The organism is Pseudoalteromonas sp. CH_XMU1449-3 (assembly GCF_037027245.1).
Lineage (GTDB): Bacteria > Pseudomonadota > Gammaproteobacteria > Enterobacterales > Alteromonadaceae > Pseudoalteromonas > Pseudoalteromonas shioyasakiensis.
Genome location: NZ_JAYMDY010000004.1, coordinates 105,292 through 121,026 on the forward strand (window position 1 = coordinate 105,292; position 15,735 = coordinate 121,026).

Genomic DNA, 15,735 nt, shown 5'->3' on the forward strand with positions numbered 1-15,735 from the left:
TACAATCGCTTTGAAATCAGTCAAGTAGCGTTTCTAGCGCGTCAGTGTCTAAATGGATGTTTATGCAGTACTTAAAAAGAATAATAAATAAAATAGTCGCCCCTACTTTTTTACTTAGTGTTGCCTGTATGCCTTTTTCTGCCAATGCATTTGATAAAGCAGAGTTCTCCCTTGCCCATATTAAAGAGTCTATTAGCGTTGATGGTGTGATGGATGAGTCGCATTGGCAATACGCCACAAAAGTACCATTAAAATATCAGAATGAGCCAACCGAAAAAGGCACGCCGCTCGTACAAACCGATGCCTACATGTATGAAGATGGTAAATACTTGTATGTTGGTTTTATTGCAAAAGATAATGACCCTTCTCAAATTCGTGCCGCCCTTCGAGATCGTGATACGCTTTGGCAAGACGACAATGTTGCCTTGATGATTGATACCTTCAATGATGAACGAACCGGCTATGAGTTTTATGTAAACCCACTGGGTGCGCAAGGCGATATGCGCATGACGGATATTGATGATTGGGTGGAAGATCCATCATGGGATGCCATTTGGGATAGTGCAGGGCAAATTACCGACGACGGTTATGTGGTTGAAATGCGTATTCCATTCACTGCACTTCGCTTTCCAAAAGATCAAACAGAGTTGACGTGGAGTTTTGCAGTTTGGCGAAATTATCCGCGTGATGTGTATTATCAAATGTCGAATGTTGGTTTTGACCGAGATGTGAAATGTAGCTTTTGCCAGTTTGATAAACTCACAGGCTTTGCCAACATGACAGAAAGCCAAAACATTCAGCTTACGCCCACTTTAACTGCGCTTCGCCATGATACCAAAGATAAAGTGCCGGGTGATTGGCAAAATGGTGATATTGATACTGAAGCGGGCTTGGACTTACGTTGGGGGGTGACGCAAGATGCGGTTATTAATGCCACCATTAACCCTGACTTTTCGCAGGTCGAGGCTGATTCACTTGAGCTTGACGTAAATACCACCTACTCAATTTATTATGCTGAAAAGCGCCCATTCTTTTTAGATGGTGCGTCTTATTTTGATACCAGCCAACTAGAGCTTTTATACACGCGAATGATTGCTGAACCTGATGTGGGTTTAAAATTAACAGGTAAAACTGGCGCGCACAGCTATGGCTTTATGTACGCTGACGATCAGAATACCAGTGTCTTACTTCCGACAAATCAAGGTTCGGGCTTTGCTAATCTGGCAGATAAAACGCAAGCAGTTGCGGGGCGTTATCAGTTTGATATTGGCCAAAAAGGCACAATTGGTGTGATGAGTACGCACCGTGAAAATGATGATTATCATAATACGGTGTTATCTTTAGATGGTAGTTACTGGTTTAATCAATCAGATAGTTTGCAGTATCAAGTAGCAAGCACAGATACCACTAACTCAGAATTTTTAGTTGATTATTATGGCATTGATAAAAATCAATCAGATCAAGCTTATGCTATTGAATTTACTAGAACTAAGCGTGATTACGAAGTTTATGCTAATTACGAAAATATAGGTAAAGAATACCGCTCAGACTTAGGTTACCAAGCTAAAGTTGATTACGAGCAAGTACAATTAGGTGGTGGGCAAACATGGTATCGCGATGCTGATGATGCAATCACAGAGTACAGCTACAATGTTGAGTGGGATAAAACATGGGCGCAAAATGGCGACCTACTCGAAGAAGAATACGATGGCTTTTTTACCTTTAAAGGTAAGATGCAGTCGCAAACAGAAATTGGCTTTATCCATCGTAATGAGTTTTATGCTGGCGAGTTTTTTAATCAAAACATAGGTTATATCTACGGCGGTTTTAGACCCATTCGTGACATTAGCTTTTTATTGTATGCTCAATATGGCAGTAAAATTGATTACAGTAATGCAGCTTTAGGTACTATGGTTCGCATTGAGCCTGAGATGACGTGGGACATAAACGATCATTGGCAGGTTCAATTAGAGCACAGCTACAGCTATTTAGATAACCAACAAAATGAACGTGTTTATACTGCAAACTTAACGGATCTACGCGTTTATTATAAATTTAATATGCGCTCAATGCTGAAACTCGTTTTACAGTTTGAAGATGTAGATCGGAACAACGAAGCTTATCGATTTGATGTAAGCCAAACTAACCGCGATTATGGTAGTCAGCTAGTGTACTCGTATAAAATTAACTCACAGACACTGTTTTATTTAGGGTATTCTGATAAAGGATATCAAGATGATTCGTTGAAGAGTCTTGAGCGAGATCAGCGTACCTTCTTCACTAAGCTAAGCTATGCATGGCAGCTTTAAAAATTATAAAAAAGGAAAATCATAATGAATATTGCAAAAATATCAGCTGTTGCAGTTGCAGCAACCGTACTTGCGGGTTGTGCAGCGAAACAAGATGTAAGTCGTTTTGAAGCGGAAAAACCAAAAACCGTGTGTATTGCAGAGCATCAAGCGGTAAAAGAAGGTGTTGTAACATCACTACAATCAGGCTTTGCAAAACATAACGTGAAAACGCGTGTGATACCAGCCAACTATGTTATGAAACATCAAACGTATCAAACAGACATCTCAACTGCTAACACAGATGGTTGTGATGCTGTTGCGTTTTATGTTGCTAACTGGCGTTGGGATTTAGCCCTTTATATGGCATATGCCAATATTTGGGTCACTAATGTTGACCAAACTAAAACAATTGCTCAGGCAAGCTATCGCACGGGTGGTGGTTTAGATAAGTTTATTGATGCGAACGAAAAAATCATTGAGCTCGTTGATTCGATGTTTCAGCAAGTTGAAGCTAAGAAACAACAAGAAAGTCAGAAAAAGGCAATATAAAGCAGCATGTTGGTCAGCTTATAGCTGACCAACTTCTTCGTTTACTTTACTTCTTACCACGCCTTCAAGGCTTTTTAAGCCCCATTGCTTACCAATCTCAACAGCTTCATCAACTGGCTTTTTCAAGGTTATGGCATTGTATAGCGCTACAAGAGCGCCGACACGGTTGCTGCTCGCACAGTGCAGTAAGGTGGTTTGCTGTTGGTGCTCATTGAGCAAAGCCTGAAGTTTCGTAGCATTTTCAATGGTAATATCAGCTTTAGATTGCACAGGAATATGGTAATAGTTCATACCAAGCTCAGTGACTAACTCTTGCTCAGACCAATTCGTTTCGTTATCACCACGAAGGTTGATAATGTTCTCAACACCAAGTTGTTTTAATTTCGCAAAATCAGTTTGACTTGGCTGCCCAGAAGTTAGCACATGCTCAGACTGCGCCTTAAGATTTAAAATATCCAGTTTTGTAGCAGCTGTTTGTGCTGCTAACGCTGAAAATGACAGCAGCGCAGCACAGGCTAATTGTATAAACTTATTCATGTTACTCCTTGAAAAGTGTTTAGTTTTTGCTGTAGACGGTTTCACCGCGGCTAATGGTTTCTAGCACTTGTAAATTATGTAGTTCTGCAGGCTTTATTTTCAACGGATTGTTATCAAGGATAATTAAATCTGCTTGCATCCCTTGTTTTAATTGCCCTTTTAAGCTTTCTTCAAAGTGTTGATAAGCCGGCCATGTCGTCATTGCTTGTAGTGCAGTATACACAGAAACGCGTTGATCTGGGCCTAATACTTGGTCTGTTCGAGTCGTACGGTTAACCGTTGCATCTAATACACGCAGTGCATTGGGCAGAGCTACAGGTGCATCATGATGGGTGCTAAACATTAATCCTTGTTTGCGAACCGCATGGGTGGGTGAAATAAAATCTGCACGGGGGTGACCAAGCACCGAATTTACATGCCAGTCGCCCCAATAAAAGGTATGCATTGGGAAGAGCGATGGAAATATGCCTAATTCTTTAAGACGGTTTACCTGATCTTGACGAATAGTTTGGCCATGAATAAGTACCGGGCGGCGGTCTTTTTTACCAAGCTTGTTATTGGCATTTTCAACGGCATTTAAAAATTGCTCAATAGCGGCATCACCATTTGCATGAGTCATCACTTGCCAGTCATTGGCAAAGGCAGTTTCAATATACTGATAAGCTTGTTCATCATTAAAAGTAGGGTAGCCTGCATAGCCTTGCTCTTGTCCTTCAGGTGCTTTTAAGTATGGGTGAGATAACCAAGCGGTTTTCCCTTGTGGTGAGCCATCAAAGTTAAGTTTTACACCACCAATACGAAAATGATTTGTGTAGTTTTTACTGTTATAGGGTGAGTCCATAAAACTGCTGCTGGTGGCCATATCGGCATAGGCAACCACATCAATGACGAACTTATCGGCTTTGGATGCTCTTACCATCGAATCGTAGGCTTCTTGAGTTGCTCGGCCTTCTTGTGCTGTGGTGTAGCCGTATTTTGTGTAGAGTTTTTGCCCTTCATGCAGCATTAAATCTTGTAAGTCAGGATCAAACGACTGCATGAGCTTAAACAGTAAACCAAAGTGCGCGTTTTCTTCGAGCACCCCATTGGGTTCTTGTGAGTTTGCCATACGACGAATTAGCCCACCGTCAGGATTGTCTGTGTTTTCGTCGATGCTGGCCATGGCTAAAGCTTTACTGTTTGCAACACTTAAGTGCCCAGAAGTATGAATGATGATCACTGGCTTTTCGGTGCTAACGCGGTCTAAGTCCATTTTAGTTGGGTATCTATCAAGCTCAGCATCATCGTAACCAAAGCCTAAAATAGCACCCGTTTTTTCAATAAATGTGGTGTAGTCAGGGTTATTTTGTGCGGCGGTAAGAATATTAACGATTTGCTCAACACTATTGGCATCTCCATCTGGGCTAGGTAATACATTGGCTACCATGGCTTGCAAACCAACACCATAGACATGGCTATGGCCATCAACAAAGCCTGGCATTAAGGTTTTTCCTTGCAAATCAATTAGCTTTGTTTTGCCAAACTTATGCTCAAGGGCTTTAGTTTTATCACCCACAAAGATGATTTTGTCACCTTGGGTAGCAATAGCCTGCGCATATTCTGGTTCATCGCCAGCCATTGTAAGAATATCGCCACCATAATAAATGGTATCTGCAGCACTCACTTGCAGTGGTAGCGTTTTAGCTGTTTGTTCAGGGGGGTTATCGCAAGCCGTTAATGCAAGTAATGAACAAGCGATTGCGAGGTGATGTTTCATATAAATCTTCCATGAATTTTGATTATGCTAAGAATATAGTCTGTTTTAAAATTTTGTCTTTAAAAAATGGACTTAAATTTCGTTAAAGTACAAGACAATAGCTGCACCATCGAGGCTACTACCGTTGTGAATGTTGATGCCGATACCAAAGTTGTCAAACCATGACGTCCACTTTCTACTGTCCCATAAAAAGCCAATACCGTATTCATAAAAGTGATCGGTCCCAAAAGCTACGCGACTATCGCCGCCTAAATCGATTCGCTGGCCTTTGATGTAAAAAGCTTGCTCAAAAAGCCCTATTTTGAACATGTTAAATTTAGCTTTAATACCATTAAGTGTGCGCCATGTTTCAGGTGCTGCATTACTTACCCCATCAGGGTGAGAGAGTGCCCAGCCATAGTAGTAATTGAAGTTAAGCTTGTACTCGTAATAGCCCCAATGCCTAGGTAGGCGATAGATCATGGTCGCATTTGGGTTTAACACCAGTGCATTACTATTGAGGTTGGTGTAAAGATTTTCAGCTAAAGGCTGCAAGTCGCGTCTGGATTCAGAGGAGTTGTAATCGTAATCATTGTTGTAATGTAAGTAGTGAGTATTAAAACCAAATTGATATGACCATTTAGAGCCAAGTGCTTTTTCGGCATTAAAACCGAGCATCCCGTTATACACTGTTTCTGAAATATAGTCGTCAGCGACATTCTCATACAGTGAGATAAAATCTGATTGATTTAAATAACTTATTCTGCTGGTTACACTTAGTTGGTGCTGATAAATTGGCTCATCAAGCTGCCAAGTGTAAGGAATACTGTAGAGTTTAAGCTCCTTCCTAAGTGCGATACTGTCTTCATCTTTACTGCTATGTTGCGGGTCAAATAGTGCTTGCGGATCAAAATCCCCCATACCTAAGGTAATACTGTCCCCATCCGTTAAAACCAACGACGTTGCAAATGCGGTTTCGAGTTGCTTTGTTGGATTGGCATATAAATTAAATACACTTAATGCGTGCAATAGAAACCACAGCTTAAATAGCTTTTTCATATAAAATAACAATAAAAATTAATGTCTTAATAATAGTCGTAAAGTTAGCTTTCAACAATCTCAGGTACAAAAAAGCCAAGCTAATGCTTGGCTTTTTACCTCTCTAAGAAGATTAAGGCTGATAGTAAATCGGTGATTCAGGGCCAACTGGGAAGCCCAGAACAAATACCCATAAGTAGAATAATGCAACCCAACCAACAAAGAAGATCATGCTGTATGGAAGCATGGTCGCAACCAATGTACCAATACCCATGTCTTTCTTATACTTAGTGGCAACAGCCAGTATCAAGCCAAAGTAACTCATCATTGGGGTGATAAGGTTAGTTACCGAGTCACCAATTCGGTACGCCGCTTGAATAGTTTCTGGTGCATAGCCGATGAGCATTAACATTGGTACGAAGATTGGTGCCGTTACAGCCCATTGTGCAGATGAAGAACCTAAGCTTAAGTTTACTAAAGCACACATTAAAATAAAGAGCACAAATACTTCTGGGCCAGTAAGGTTTAATGCTTGTAACAGAGCGGCGCCGTTAATAGCTAAAATTGTGCCTAGGTTGGTCCATTTAAAGAAAGCAACGAACTGTGCTGCAAAGAAAACCAGCACAATGTACATCCCCATTGAGCTCATGCTTTTACTCATGGCATCGATGACATCTTTATCGTTTTTCATGGTGCCTACGACACGGCCGTAAACAAAACCCGGAATACCGAAAGTCACAAAGATAAAGACCACAATGCCTTTTAAAAATGGCGAGTGTGCAACAAGGCCTGTTTCTGGGTTACGCAAAATGCCGTCTTCAGGAACAATTGTCCAAGCAAGTAATAATGAAACCACTAACAGAGAAACACCTGCCCACTTAAGACCTGACTTTTCTTTATCAGTTAGCCCTGCAATGTCGTTCTTTGGCAAATCATTGCTTGCTTCATCTGGGTTGTACTTGCCAAGACGAGGCTCAACGATTTTCTCTGTAACTAACGTACCTAGAGTAGCGATTAGAAATACTGAAATCATCATGAAATACCAGTTTGCTTCAGCGCCAACTTGGTAATTTGGATCAATCATTTGTGCTGCAGGTGTGGTGATACCTGCAAGTAGCGGGTCAATGGTGCCGAGTAATAAGTTGGCACTGTAACCACCTGAAACGCCGGCAAATGCCGCAGCAAGACCGGCAAGAGGGTGACGACCAAGGCTATGGAATATCATGGCTGCTAATGGAATTAGTACGACGTAGCCAAGTTCCGATGCCGTATTTGATAAAATAGCAGCAAACACCACCATAAAAGTAACTAAACGCTTAGATGCGCCCATTACCATGCCGCGCATAGCAGCAGAGAGTAAACCAGAGTGCTCTGCAACACTAACGCCTAATAGAGCAACCAGTACCGTACCAAGTGGTGCAAAGCTGGTGAAGTTCGTAACAAGGCCTGTAACGATGCGCTGAAGGCCTTCGGCACTAAGTAGGCTGACAACTTCAATAACACCATCAGGGTCTCGACCTGCAGCGCCTTCTGGGCGTGGGTCGATAGCACTTAAACCATACCAATCGGCAATGCCGCTAAAAACTATAATGGCAACGCAGAACATTGCAAATAAAGTGATAGGGTGGGGTAGCATATTACCCAAAAATTCAACGGTGGCTAAAAATCGGTTAAACAACCCATTATTGCCACCCTCATGGGTGTTGTGAGAGTTTATAGTTTTTGACATGTCCAGTTCTCATTATTTCAAAATGGCGCTAACCTAGCATTTTTTACCGAACAGATCATGTTTTAGCGGTGGGATATCTAATAGGTACGTTCCAATACGCCCTTATATAGCAAGGGGTAGCGGCGCAAACGTTTGCCAATGTAATCATCGGCTAAAATTTGCGCACAGATTTGCTCTACATCGTTACTTGCTTCAAATACCCAATCAAAGCGCTCAATAGCAAGCAAAAAGCCACGCTTGAGGAACTGTTGTTCGCGATAGTAGCTAAGGTTTTCGCGAATAATATCTAACTTACCTGGGTTAGATTTTAGTTCATTAATAACTTGGTTGATAAATGCCTGCTGTTGCTTTGATTCAGCTTTCACCCGTCGTTTCATTACTTCTTTACAGTTCCTGTTCTGCGATATAAAGCACTTTCTTTAAAAAGTCTTCTTTGTTCTTTTCATGTTGATAGTCAAGGTGATAGGTATTATGAAAGCCAAATCGCAGTAACACACCACTGCCTTTTAGATATACCGTATAACCATCGATATCCGAAAAAGCGCAAATACCCTCATACAGCTTTCCATCTTCATGATCTTCACCGTGTTGAATGATTTTTTCATACACAGATAGAATTAATTTACCGTCTAGCTCATTTTTCATGATGACTCCTTTTTGAAGTAATACGTTTCAGATCTATAAAAAGTTTAGTGTTATTTTATGCAGGTATTAAACGTGCTGTGTGTTTTTAAAACCTTACTTTGCGATAAATCACTAAAATCATATTTAGATAGCAGATGTCGAAAATTTACAATATTTTCTCGTACCTTAAACTTAAGATAGATTTTATTTGAGGGACACACAATGAAATATAAGTTTATACCCCTGATACTACTAACAGGCTTGTTGCTTGTAAGCCAAAGCACATTGGCAAATACAGCCCCTTTGGTTTTAGAAAATGAAGCAGGGAAAATAGTCAAGCTTGACAGTTACTTGGGCGAAAAACCCGTTTACATAAAGTTTTGGGCTACTTGGTGCAAGCCATGTATGGAGCAAATGCCGCATTTTCAGCATGCTTATGAGCAGTATGGTAATAAAATTCAATTTGTGGCTATTAATATTGACCTTAATGATGACGCACATGCTGTTGCTAAGGTTAAAGAGCGTTTTTCACTCACTATGCCACTATTTACTGATCACACAGCCCAGGTTGCTAAACATTATGAATTTATGGGCACCCCGTTTCATGTGTTGATTGATAGTGATGAAAAGGTGATTTTTCAAGGCCACGAAGCTGATAAACCGCTTGATAACACGTTACGTTTGTTATCACACAATGGCAAAGTTGATAAAGCGCGTTTACTAGGCGAAAAGCACGGCCAAGCGACTCCTTTGGTTATTCCGAAACAGGGCAAAAAAGCCGTGCTGTTCACCGCAACGTGGTGCGACTGGTACTTAGTCGACACGCGCCCTGCAATGGCAAAACAGTGTGTATTAGCACAGCAACACATTAATAAGCTGGCAGAGCAAGGAGTTGATGTCGAGGTTAAAGTGAGTCAGCTGTGGACTGATCAAAGTGCAGTGCAAGAGTATGTTGATAAATTCGCTGCAACTATGCCGGTTTCTATCGATTATGGTAATGATTTATTTATCGAAAATAGTATTAATTCGGTACCCAGTTTACTTCTCTACAACGATGGAAAATTAGTTTCTAAGCATGCTGAATTTTAGCTCAAAACCGCTTAATTTTACTTTGTAATTATGAAAATTTAGCCTATCCTCAAGGCTCATTTAACAGTGAGCCTAGAGCATGATAGATAAGGCATTATTAGCCAAAACACGCGAGTTATCTGACCGATTAATCGCATTGCAAACACCCATTCGTATTCTTGATGCGATCAACTGGGATAAACAAATCAAAGAAGAGTTTTTTAAGCATAAATGCCAAAAGAACCCAACGGTTGATCAAGCCTATTACCAACAGCGTGATCTTGGTTTTGTACCAAGCGAGTTGCGTCGCGCGTTTTCTGATTTAAATCGCGATATCATCAGCCAGTTAGGGCAGCTAAATCCTATTGCCCAATACATGAGCAAGATGTGTACTGAATATAAAACCGTACTTAGTATGATTGAGTATCGTGGTACCCCAGAGTTTCATGATTTGTCAGTTGAGTTGTTCGGTCATCCCAAGGATTTATTCCATGCAGGGGAGCCTTCACTTTCTGAGCTTGCAACCATGCTTGAGCAGCCGCTAAAGAGTATGCTTGATGCGGATATTTTACCGGATGATCCAAAAAACATAGATGCACAAGATGCGGTGAAAATTCTAGCATCACAAGTGGCTCAAACGATGCCGGGTATCGATGTTGAGGTTATTCTGAGTGATGGTATTGTGAGTGATGCTGCGGCAGGTGCAAATAATATTAAACTTAATCAAGATGTTAAATTCTCTCAAAGAGAGCTAGATATTCTAGAGGTGCATGAAGGCTGGATCCATGTGGGGACGACGCAAAACGGTCTTGCTCAGCCCTATTTAACCTGTTTAAGTAAAGGCACACCGAGCTCTACAGTGACCCAAGAGGGCCTTGCTGTCTTAACCGAAATTATTACTTTAAAGTCGACGCCACGACGTTTAGCAAAATTAGTGAACCGTATTCAAGGTATTACTAAGGTTATTGATGGCGCGGAGTTCGTTGATATTTATCGTGATTATGTAGCGCAAGGTTTGAGTAAAGACGACAGTTATACGCTTACTCAGCGGGTGTTTAGAGGCAGTACAGCAACAGGCTTACCTTTTACCAAAGATATCGCTTATATCAAAGGTTTCGTGTTGGTGTATAACCTTATTCGGGTTGCCATTCAGTTAGGTCGAATTGATCAATTGCACTTGTTATTGGTCGGTAAAATCTCAATTGATGATTTTAGACTGATATCGCAATTACATGATTTAGGTGTGATTGAAGACCCAAAATTTATTCCACCACACTTTAAAGACTTACGAGGCCTAGCAACCTGGCTAAGCTTTGGTCGTTTTATTGGTAACTTGTCGTTTGAACAATTAGAAAACGATTACAAACCACTCTTTCTTTAAACAAAGAAATAAAAAAATGCAGCTGGAATGAGCAGCTGCATTTTAAGAGTTAAAGCATGTTGCCTTACATGCTTTTAGTCGAGGAAACGATTAACCGGTGAGTGCGTCAACCTGCACTACATCATTCAGTACGATAACTTCTGCACGTTTGAAGAAGTTAAAATCTGTTGCGGTTGCTAATGTGTAAGCACCCATCATACGGCTGATGATTAAATCACCATTGTTTAATTTTGGTAGCATAATTGACTCACTTACTACGTCGATGCTATCGCAAGTCGGGCCTGCTAACACTGACTCAACACGTTCGTTTGATTGTTTGAACGAGTCGATAGGGTACGAGGCTTCATCGAACAATAAACCACTGAATGAGCCGTAAATTCCATCATCTAAATAGTACCAAGGCTTGCCATCACGTACTGCTTGACCCATTACTGATGCAACACTGGTTACAGCACTAGCTACAATAAAGCGACCTGGTTCAGCAATTACGCGAACTGTCTCTGGTAACTGTGCTAAGGCATCATTGATTGGCGCACAAAATTCCTTAATTGGCAGCACGTCTTTGTTGTAAGGCACTGGGAAACCACCGCCAATATCAAGCGTACTAAGCGCAGGTAATCCTAATGTGGCTACGTCGTTAATCACTTGGTTACATGCAGCAATAGCAGTGACATACTTAGCCGGACTTGCTGTTTGCGAACCAACATGGAACGACAACCCTTTGATACGAATACCTAATTGTTGCGCATAGCTAATGATTTCAACGGCCATTGCTGGGCTGCAACCAAATTTTTTCGATAAATCTGCGAAAGCTTCCGCATTACGAAAACTTAAGCGAACAAGTAACTCAACCTGGTCTTTGTATGCAATGAACTTTTCTAGTTCGTTGATGTTATCAACCACAAACACATTACAACCGTATTCAAGTGCATCACGGATATCACGATCTCGTTTGATAGGGTGCGTGTGAATTGTACGATCACTAGGTACGCCTTGGCTGGCGACTAAGTCAACTTCGCCGCTGGTTGCTAAATCAAAGCTGGCACCTTCCTCTAAAAGCGTACGAACAACCGCAGGATGAGGAAGTGGCTTTAACGCAAAGTGTAAAACAACGCCAGGTAAAGCATGGCTTAATGCACGGTATTGATGACGAACAGATTCACAATCTAGCACCATTAATGGCGCGCCATGTTGTGCAACAAGTTGCTCAATAAATTGGTTTGATGGTTGTGCGACTGGTTCGTTTGCAGCAACCGACGCTGCAGGTACTTTGATTGTTAAGTCTTGTGTAAGTGTTGAAATAGCCATTTTACTCTCCGGCAATTAAGCAACTGCTCGGAAAAATGGAAGTCCGAGTCAGTTGAGTGTTATTAAGCGCACAGTATGTTCTGTGCAATCAAATACACTCTTGGATAGTTGCTCTATCGCCTTGCTACAAACAGTGTTTGTAATGTACTCGGATTGGCTATCATCAAGAAGCGGCGAGATAATAGATCTGCTTTTTTATTTGCGCAAGTATTTTTTTATAATATTTCGAGTTATTTTTGTACAGCAAATCGAGTTGGCTTAGTCACTGTTTTCGAAGCGTATTCCGTAGCTTTTTGAATAAAGATCAAGCATAGCTTTTGCGTCATCGGGGTGATTACTTTGACTGTGTAATTGCTTAATATAGGCAGCCATTTCTGCACTTTTCATATATTCATCGATAAGTGCAATGGCACGATAACCCGCCGCGGTTTTACTGCAGGTAAAAAAGCCATTTATAAATTCAGGGTATTCAGTAATACGCCTTGACGTGAGTTGGCTTAGTTCATGAGCAGGTATGTGCGCTTCAAGTGCTTGTTTGTAAGCAACAATGTAATCAATACGCTTATTGAGTAATAGTCGACTTAATTGTAAAAATGCATTTTCGCCATAAATAGCCGCAACGTTGTATTGTTTATTAGCAAAAACATCATCGAGTTCACGGTAGCTGGTGGAGCCAATAATGCCAAAACTACCTTTGTTTTTGAGAAGCTTAGTGACAGAAATAGGCGCAGAACCTGACTTTAAGGTGCTCTTAAGTGCATAGACTTGACGCTGCATATGCATATAGGTGGGTATTTTAGAAAATACCATGGACTCTGCCCGTTCAGGGGTTTTGATTGCGTTAAAGGTGCAACTGGCCTCATCACTAGATAAGCGCTTCATTAAGCGCGCATGATTGGTAAAGTCGACGTCTATATCGAATTCATCAGCAAGGGCTGGATTGATAACCGCAGCAAGGTGGAGGTTAATACTGAGTTTATCTGCTTCGTTGGCAAAATATGCATGAGACAAAATTGTAAGCTTGGATTTTTCTGTTGCCGTTGCTGTGTTTAGAGTAAATAGTATTACGATAAACGCAATTAGTCTCATACATATCCTTGTATACCAACTCGCTTATTTGTACTTAGCGAATTGGTATGTGCTAATTATCGAGCATTGGTGCTCTCAAAAATTTTGTCAGCTGATGCTGCCACAAAACCTGTGTATAGCTCACCATCTGGTTTTGCATAACGCAGAGCGAACTCATAAAAACAACTCGGTACGGCAACAACACCATCGCTAAATTCAACTTCGCTGTCATCAGCAAGAGTCGAAGATTGCTCAAGTAAAACCTCTGGTGAACCTTTGATTTCGCCGCCAGATGTATTTAGCGCAAAACCTGCATCTTTAAGTGCTTGGTTTACACTTTCGATATCATCGAATTTAGCCAATTCATTGATGCTCACAGTAAAGTGATTAGCACGGTAACCCCATGCTGACATCCATGCAGCGTATTCGCTTTCTGCTAGCAGCTTTTTGTAAGTGTCTGAACTTACTTGCCAGTGTGTACCTGAATATAGGAAATTATCCGCTGTTACAGCGTCTTCGTCAATCTGTTCAACCATGTCGTTAACGATAGCTTGTAATTCTTCTGAGCATTGCTCAACAAGTAATTCAGAAATGAAAACTTTAGGTTGCTTAGGATCTGAATGTTCGAAGTGCTTTGCGTATAGTTTTTTCGCTTCGAAATGGTACTCGCCGCATTCTTTATAGCCAACAGCTAAAAAGTGCGCAGCTAGTTTTTCTAAACCGATTTTTTCATGGTTAAAAGTACGCAGTGCGATGTGATCGTTAATCACGTCATCTTTTTGTGTTGAGCCAAGTAACTCATGTACTTTTACCGCCGATGGCGTAACTGATAAATAGTTGTCCCATAGGTTTTCAAATAGGGCGTTTACATCTGTGTGCATGTTTAATTCCTTCAATTAAGGCGGCGAGGCCGCCAAACAATTATTCAATAATTAAGCCCGGCGCAAGGGTCTGTGGTAAGTTAACTTTTTCGGCTTCAACAGAAGCAACAGGGTATGCACAGTAGTCAGCAGCGTAATAGGCACTTGCTCTGTGGTTACCACTGGCACCAATACCACCAAATGGTGCAGCGCTTGATGCGCCAGTAATTGGTCTGTTCCAGTTAACGATACCGGCACGAATACGTTTTAAGAAATGCTGGTAGTCATCGCTATCATCACTTAATAAACCAGCAGATAAACCAAATGAGGTGTTATTTGCTTCATTAATCGCGCTATCGAAATCTGTGTAGCGATAAACCTTGATTAGAGGTCCAAAGTGCTCTTCATCAGGCATATCTTTAACGGCCGTTACATCAATAATACCAGGGCTTACAAAACCAGTGCCTGGTTCAAGATGCTTAAGTTCGACAAGAGAGGTTGCTCCCATATCAAGTAACTGCTGCTGAGCTGCAACCATACCTAACGCTGCTTTTTCGCTGATCATTGCACCCATGAACGGTTGATCTTCGCTGAAGCTGTCGGCGACTTTAATTTGTTTTGTTGCAGCAATTAATTTTTCTAAAATTGCATCGCCATTTGCCGAGTTCTCGATGAATAAACGACGAGAACAGGTACAACGTTGGCCAGACGTAATGAAACCAGACTGAACAATATCGTGAACAGCCGCACTTACATCTGCAACATCTTTTACGATCAGTGGGTTATTACCACCCATTTCCAGCGCTAAAATTTTACCTGGGTGACCTGCAAATTGCTTATGTAATAGGTGACCTGTATTTGAGCTACCCGTAAAGAATAAGCCATCAATATCTTGGTGTGATGCCAAAGCAATACCTGTGTCTACTTCACCTTGAACAAGGTTGATGACACCGGCTGGTAAGCCTGCTTTTAGCCAAAGTTTTAAGGTGAACTCAGCAACATGAGGCGTTAGTTCTGATGGCTTAAATACAACTGTATTACCCGCTAAAATAGCTGGCACAATATGGCCATTTGGTAAGTGACCCGGGAAGTTGTAAGGACCAAACACCGCAACAACACCATGTGGCTTATGACGAATAAACGCTTTAGCGCCAGGCATTGGGTTTTCTGTGGTCCCAGTACGTTCGTTATAGGCTCTGATCGAAATGGCGATTTTACCCGTCATTGCACCTACTTCAGTACGAGTTTCCCAAAGCGGTTTACCTGTTTCACGGGCGATGATCGTTGCAAACTCTTCGCTGTGCTCTTTAAGCTCTGCTGCAAAGTTTTCAAGAATAGCAATACGCTCTTCAAGGGCCATATCAGCCCAGCCAAGCTGAGCACTGCGAGCAGCTTTGATTGCATCAGCGACTTGTTCAGCAGTGGCTGTTTTACCTTGCCAAACAACCTCGCCATTACTTGGGTTGATTGAACTAAAATCATGACCAAGGCCTGCTTGCCATTGGTTAGCAATAAGTTGAGTTGTTACACTCATTTTAAACTCCTTA

General features: G+C 41.4%; 14 protein-coding genes. 4 read left to right on the forward strand and 10 right to left on the reverse strand.

Annotation, left to right across the window (positions count from 1 at the left end):
- The first annotated feature begins 62 nt into the window (after positions 1-62).
- Together WA256_RS06845 and WA256_RS06850 are read left to right on the forward strand one after the other, a co-directional pair.
- Positions 63-2,309: a carbohydrate binding family 9 domain-containing protein gene (locus WA256_RS06845; RefSeq protein ID WP_335990068.1), complete on the forward strand. Its 2,247-nt coding sequence runs from the start codon at positions 63-65 to the stop codon at positions 2,307-2,309.
- A gap of 24 nt (positions 2,310-2,333) precedes the next feature.
- A complete protein-coding gene (locus WA256_RS06850; RefSeq protein ID WP_335990070.1) occupies positions 2,334-2,840 on the forward strand; it encodes an Sbal_3080 family lipoprotein in 507 nt (168 codons plus the stop codon).
- 18 nt (positions 2,841-2,858) lie between these two features.
- On the opposite strand, the gene WA256_RS06855 is transcribed toward WA256_RS06850, so the two are convergent.
- The 6 genes from WA256_RS06855 to WA256_RS06880 form a co-directional block, all read right to left on the reverse strand.
- Positions 2,859-3,377 carry a protein tyrosine phosphatase family protein gene (locus tag WA256_RS06855; protein ID WP_062565706.1) on the reverse strand — a complete coding sequence of 173 codons (519 nt, stop codon included), beginning with the start codon at positions 3,375-3,377 and terminating at the stop codon, positions 2,859-2,861.
- Between the two features lie 19 nt (positions 3,378-3,396).
- A complete protein-coding gene (locus WA256_RS06860) occupies positions 3,397-5,133 on the reverse strand; it encodes an amidohydrolase (RefSeq protein WP_335990073.1) in 1,737 nt (578 codons plus the stop codon).
- Between the two features lie 72 nt (positions 5,134-5,205).
- Entirely contained in the window at positions 5,206-6,171 is a 966-nt protein-coding gene (locus tag WA256_RS06865; protein ID WP_335990075.1) for a Solitary outer membrane autotransporter beta-barrel domain, read from the reverse strand.
- Positions 6,172-6,283: 112 nt separating this feature from the next.
- Entirely contained in the window at positions 6,284-7,879 is a 1,596-nt protein-coding gene (locus WA256_RS06870; protein ID WP_054562399.1) for an AbgT family transporter, read from the reverse strand.
- A gap of 77 nt (positions 7,880-7,956) precedes the next feature.
- Positions 7,957-8,256 (reverse strand): hypothetical protein, encoded by a 300-nt coding sequence (locus tag WA256_RS06875; RefSeq protein WP_055021085.1) that lies wholly within the window; start codon positions 8,254-8,256, stop codon positions 7,957-7,959.
- Between the two features lie 7 nt (positions 8,257-8,263).
- Positions 8,264-8,524 (reverse strand): DUF3081 domain-containing protein, encoded by a 261-nt coding sequence (locus WA256_RS06880; RefSeq protein WP_054554528.1) that lies wholly within the window; start codon positions 8,522-8,524, stop codon positions 8,264-8,266.
- Between the two features lie 201 nt (positions 8,525-8,725).
- Here WA256_RS06880 and WA256_RS06885 point away from each other — a divergent pair, with 201 nt between their 5' ends.
- Positions 8,726-9,592, forward strand: coding sequence for a TlpA family protein disulfide reductase (locus WA256_RS06885; protein ID WP_335990080.1), 867 nt, complete (start codon positions 8,726-8,728; stop codon positions 9,590-9,592).
- Between the two features lie 79 nt (positions 9,593-9,671).
- Entirely contained in the window at positions 9,672-10,952 is a 1,281-nt protein-coding gene (locus WA256_RS06890) for a flavohemoglobin expression-modulating QEGLA motif protein (RefSeq protein ID WP_058584118.1), read from the forward strand.
- A 90-nt stretch (positions 10,953-11,042) separates the two neighbouring features.
- On the opposite strand, the gene WA256_RS06895 is transcribed toward WA256_RS06890, so the two are convergent.
- From WA256_RS06895 to astD, 4 genes are all read right to left on the reverse strand, one after another.
- Positions 11,043-12,260 (reverse strand): type III PLP-dependent enzyme, encoded by a 1,218-nt coding sequence (locus tag WA256_RS06895; RefSeq protein ID WP_335990083.1) that lies wholly within the window; start codon positions 12,258-12,260, stop codon positions 11,043-11,045.
- A 258-nt stretch (positions 12,261-12,518) separates the two neighbouring features.
- Entirely contained in the window at positions 12,519-13,349 is an 831-nt protein-coding gene (locus WA256_RS06900) for a hypothetical protein (RefSeq protein ID WP_335990085.1), read from the reverse strand.
- Positions 13,350-13,405: 56 nt separating this feature from the next.
- Positions 13,406-14,209 carry a DUF1338 domain-containing protein gene (locus WA256_RS06905; RefSeq protein WP_055021080.1) on the reverse strand — a complete coding sequence of 268 codons (804 nt, stop codon included), beginning with the start codon at positions 14,207-14,209 and terminating at the stop codon, positions 13,406-13,408.
- 40 nt (positions 14,210-14,249) lie between these two features.
- Complete coding sequence (astD, locus tag WA256_RS06910; protein WP_335990089.1) at positions 14,250-15,722, reverse strand: succinylglutamate-semialdehyde dehydrogenase; 1,473 nt, start codon at positions 15,720-15,722, stop codon at positions 14,250-14,252.
- Positions 15,723-15,735 lie beyond the last annotated feature (13 nt).

Excerpts from the sequence above, each read along its gene's own strand:
- WA256_RS06845 (WP_335990068.1), top strand. The coding sequence starts at position 63 with ATGCAGTACTTAAAAAGAATAATAAATAAAATAGTCGCCCCTACTTTT.
- WA256_RS06895 (WP_335990083.1), bottom strand. The coding sequence starts at position 12,260 with ATGGCTATTTCAACACTTACACAAGACTTAACAATCAAAGTACCTGCA.
- WA256_RS06885 (WP_335990080.1), top strand. The coding sequence starts at position 8,726 with ATGAAATATAAGTTTATACCCCTGATACTACTAACAGGCTTGTTGCTT.
- astD (WP_335990089.1), bottom strand. The coding sequence starts at position 15,722 with ATGAGTGTAACAACTCAACTTATTGCTAACCAATGGCAAGCAGGCCTT.
- WA256_RS06875 (WP_055021085.1), bottom strand. The coding sequence starts at position 8,256 with ATGAAACGACGGGTGAAAGCTGAATCAAAGCAACAGCAGGCATTTATC.
- WA256_RS06865 (WP_335990075.1), bottom strand. The coding sequence starts at position 6,171 with ATGAAAAAGCTATTTAAGCTGTGGTTTCTATTGCACGCATTAAGTGTA.
- WA256_RS06855 (WP_062565706.1), bottom strand. The coding sequence starts at position 3,377 with ATGAATAAGTTTATACAATTAGCCTGTGCTGCGCTGCTGTCATTTTCA.
- WA256_RS06880 (WP_054554528.1), bottom strand. The coding sequence starts at position 8,524 with ATGAAAAATGAGCTAGACGGTAAATTAATTCTATCTGTGTATGAAAAA.
- WA256_RS06905 (WP_055021080.1), bottom strand. The coding sequence starts at position 14,209 with ATGCACACAGATGTAAACGCCCTATTTGAAAACCTATGGGACAACTAT.
- WA256_RS06870 (WP_054562399.1), bottom strand. The coding sequence starts at position 7,879 with ATGTCAAAAACTATAAACTCTCACAACACCCATGAGGGTGGCAATAAT.
- WA256_RS06850 (WP_335990070.1), top strand. The coding sequence starts at position 2,334 with ATGAATATTGCAAAAATATCAGCTGTTGCAGTTGCAGCAACCGTACTT.
- WA256_RS06860 (WP_335990073.1), bottom strand. The coding sequence starts at position 5,133 with ATGAAACATCACCTCGCAATCGCTTGTTCATTACTTGCATTAACGGCT.
- WA256_RS06890 (WP_058584118.1), top strand. The coding sequence starts at position 9,672 with ATGATAGATAAGGCATTATTAGCCAAAACACGCGAGTTATCTGACCGA.
- WA256_RS06900 (WP_335990085.1), bottom strand. The coding sequence starts at position 13,349 with ATGAGACTAATTGCGTTTATCGTAATACTATTTACTCTAAACACAGCA.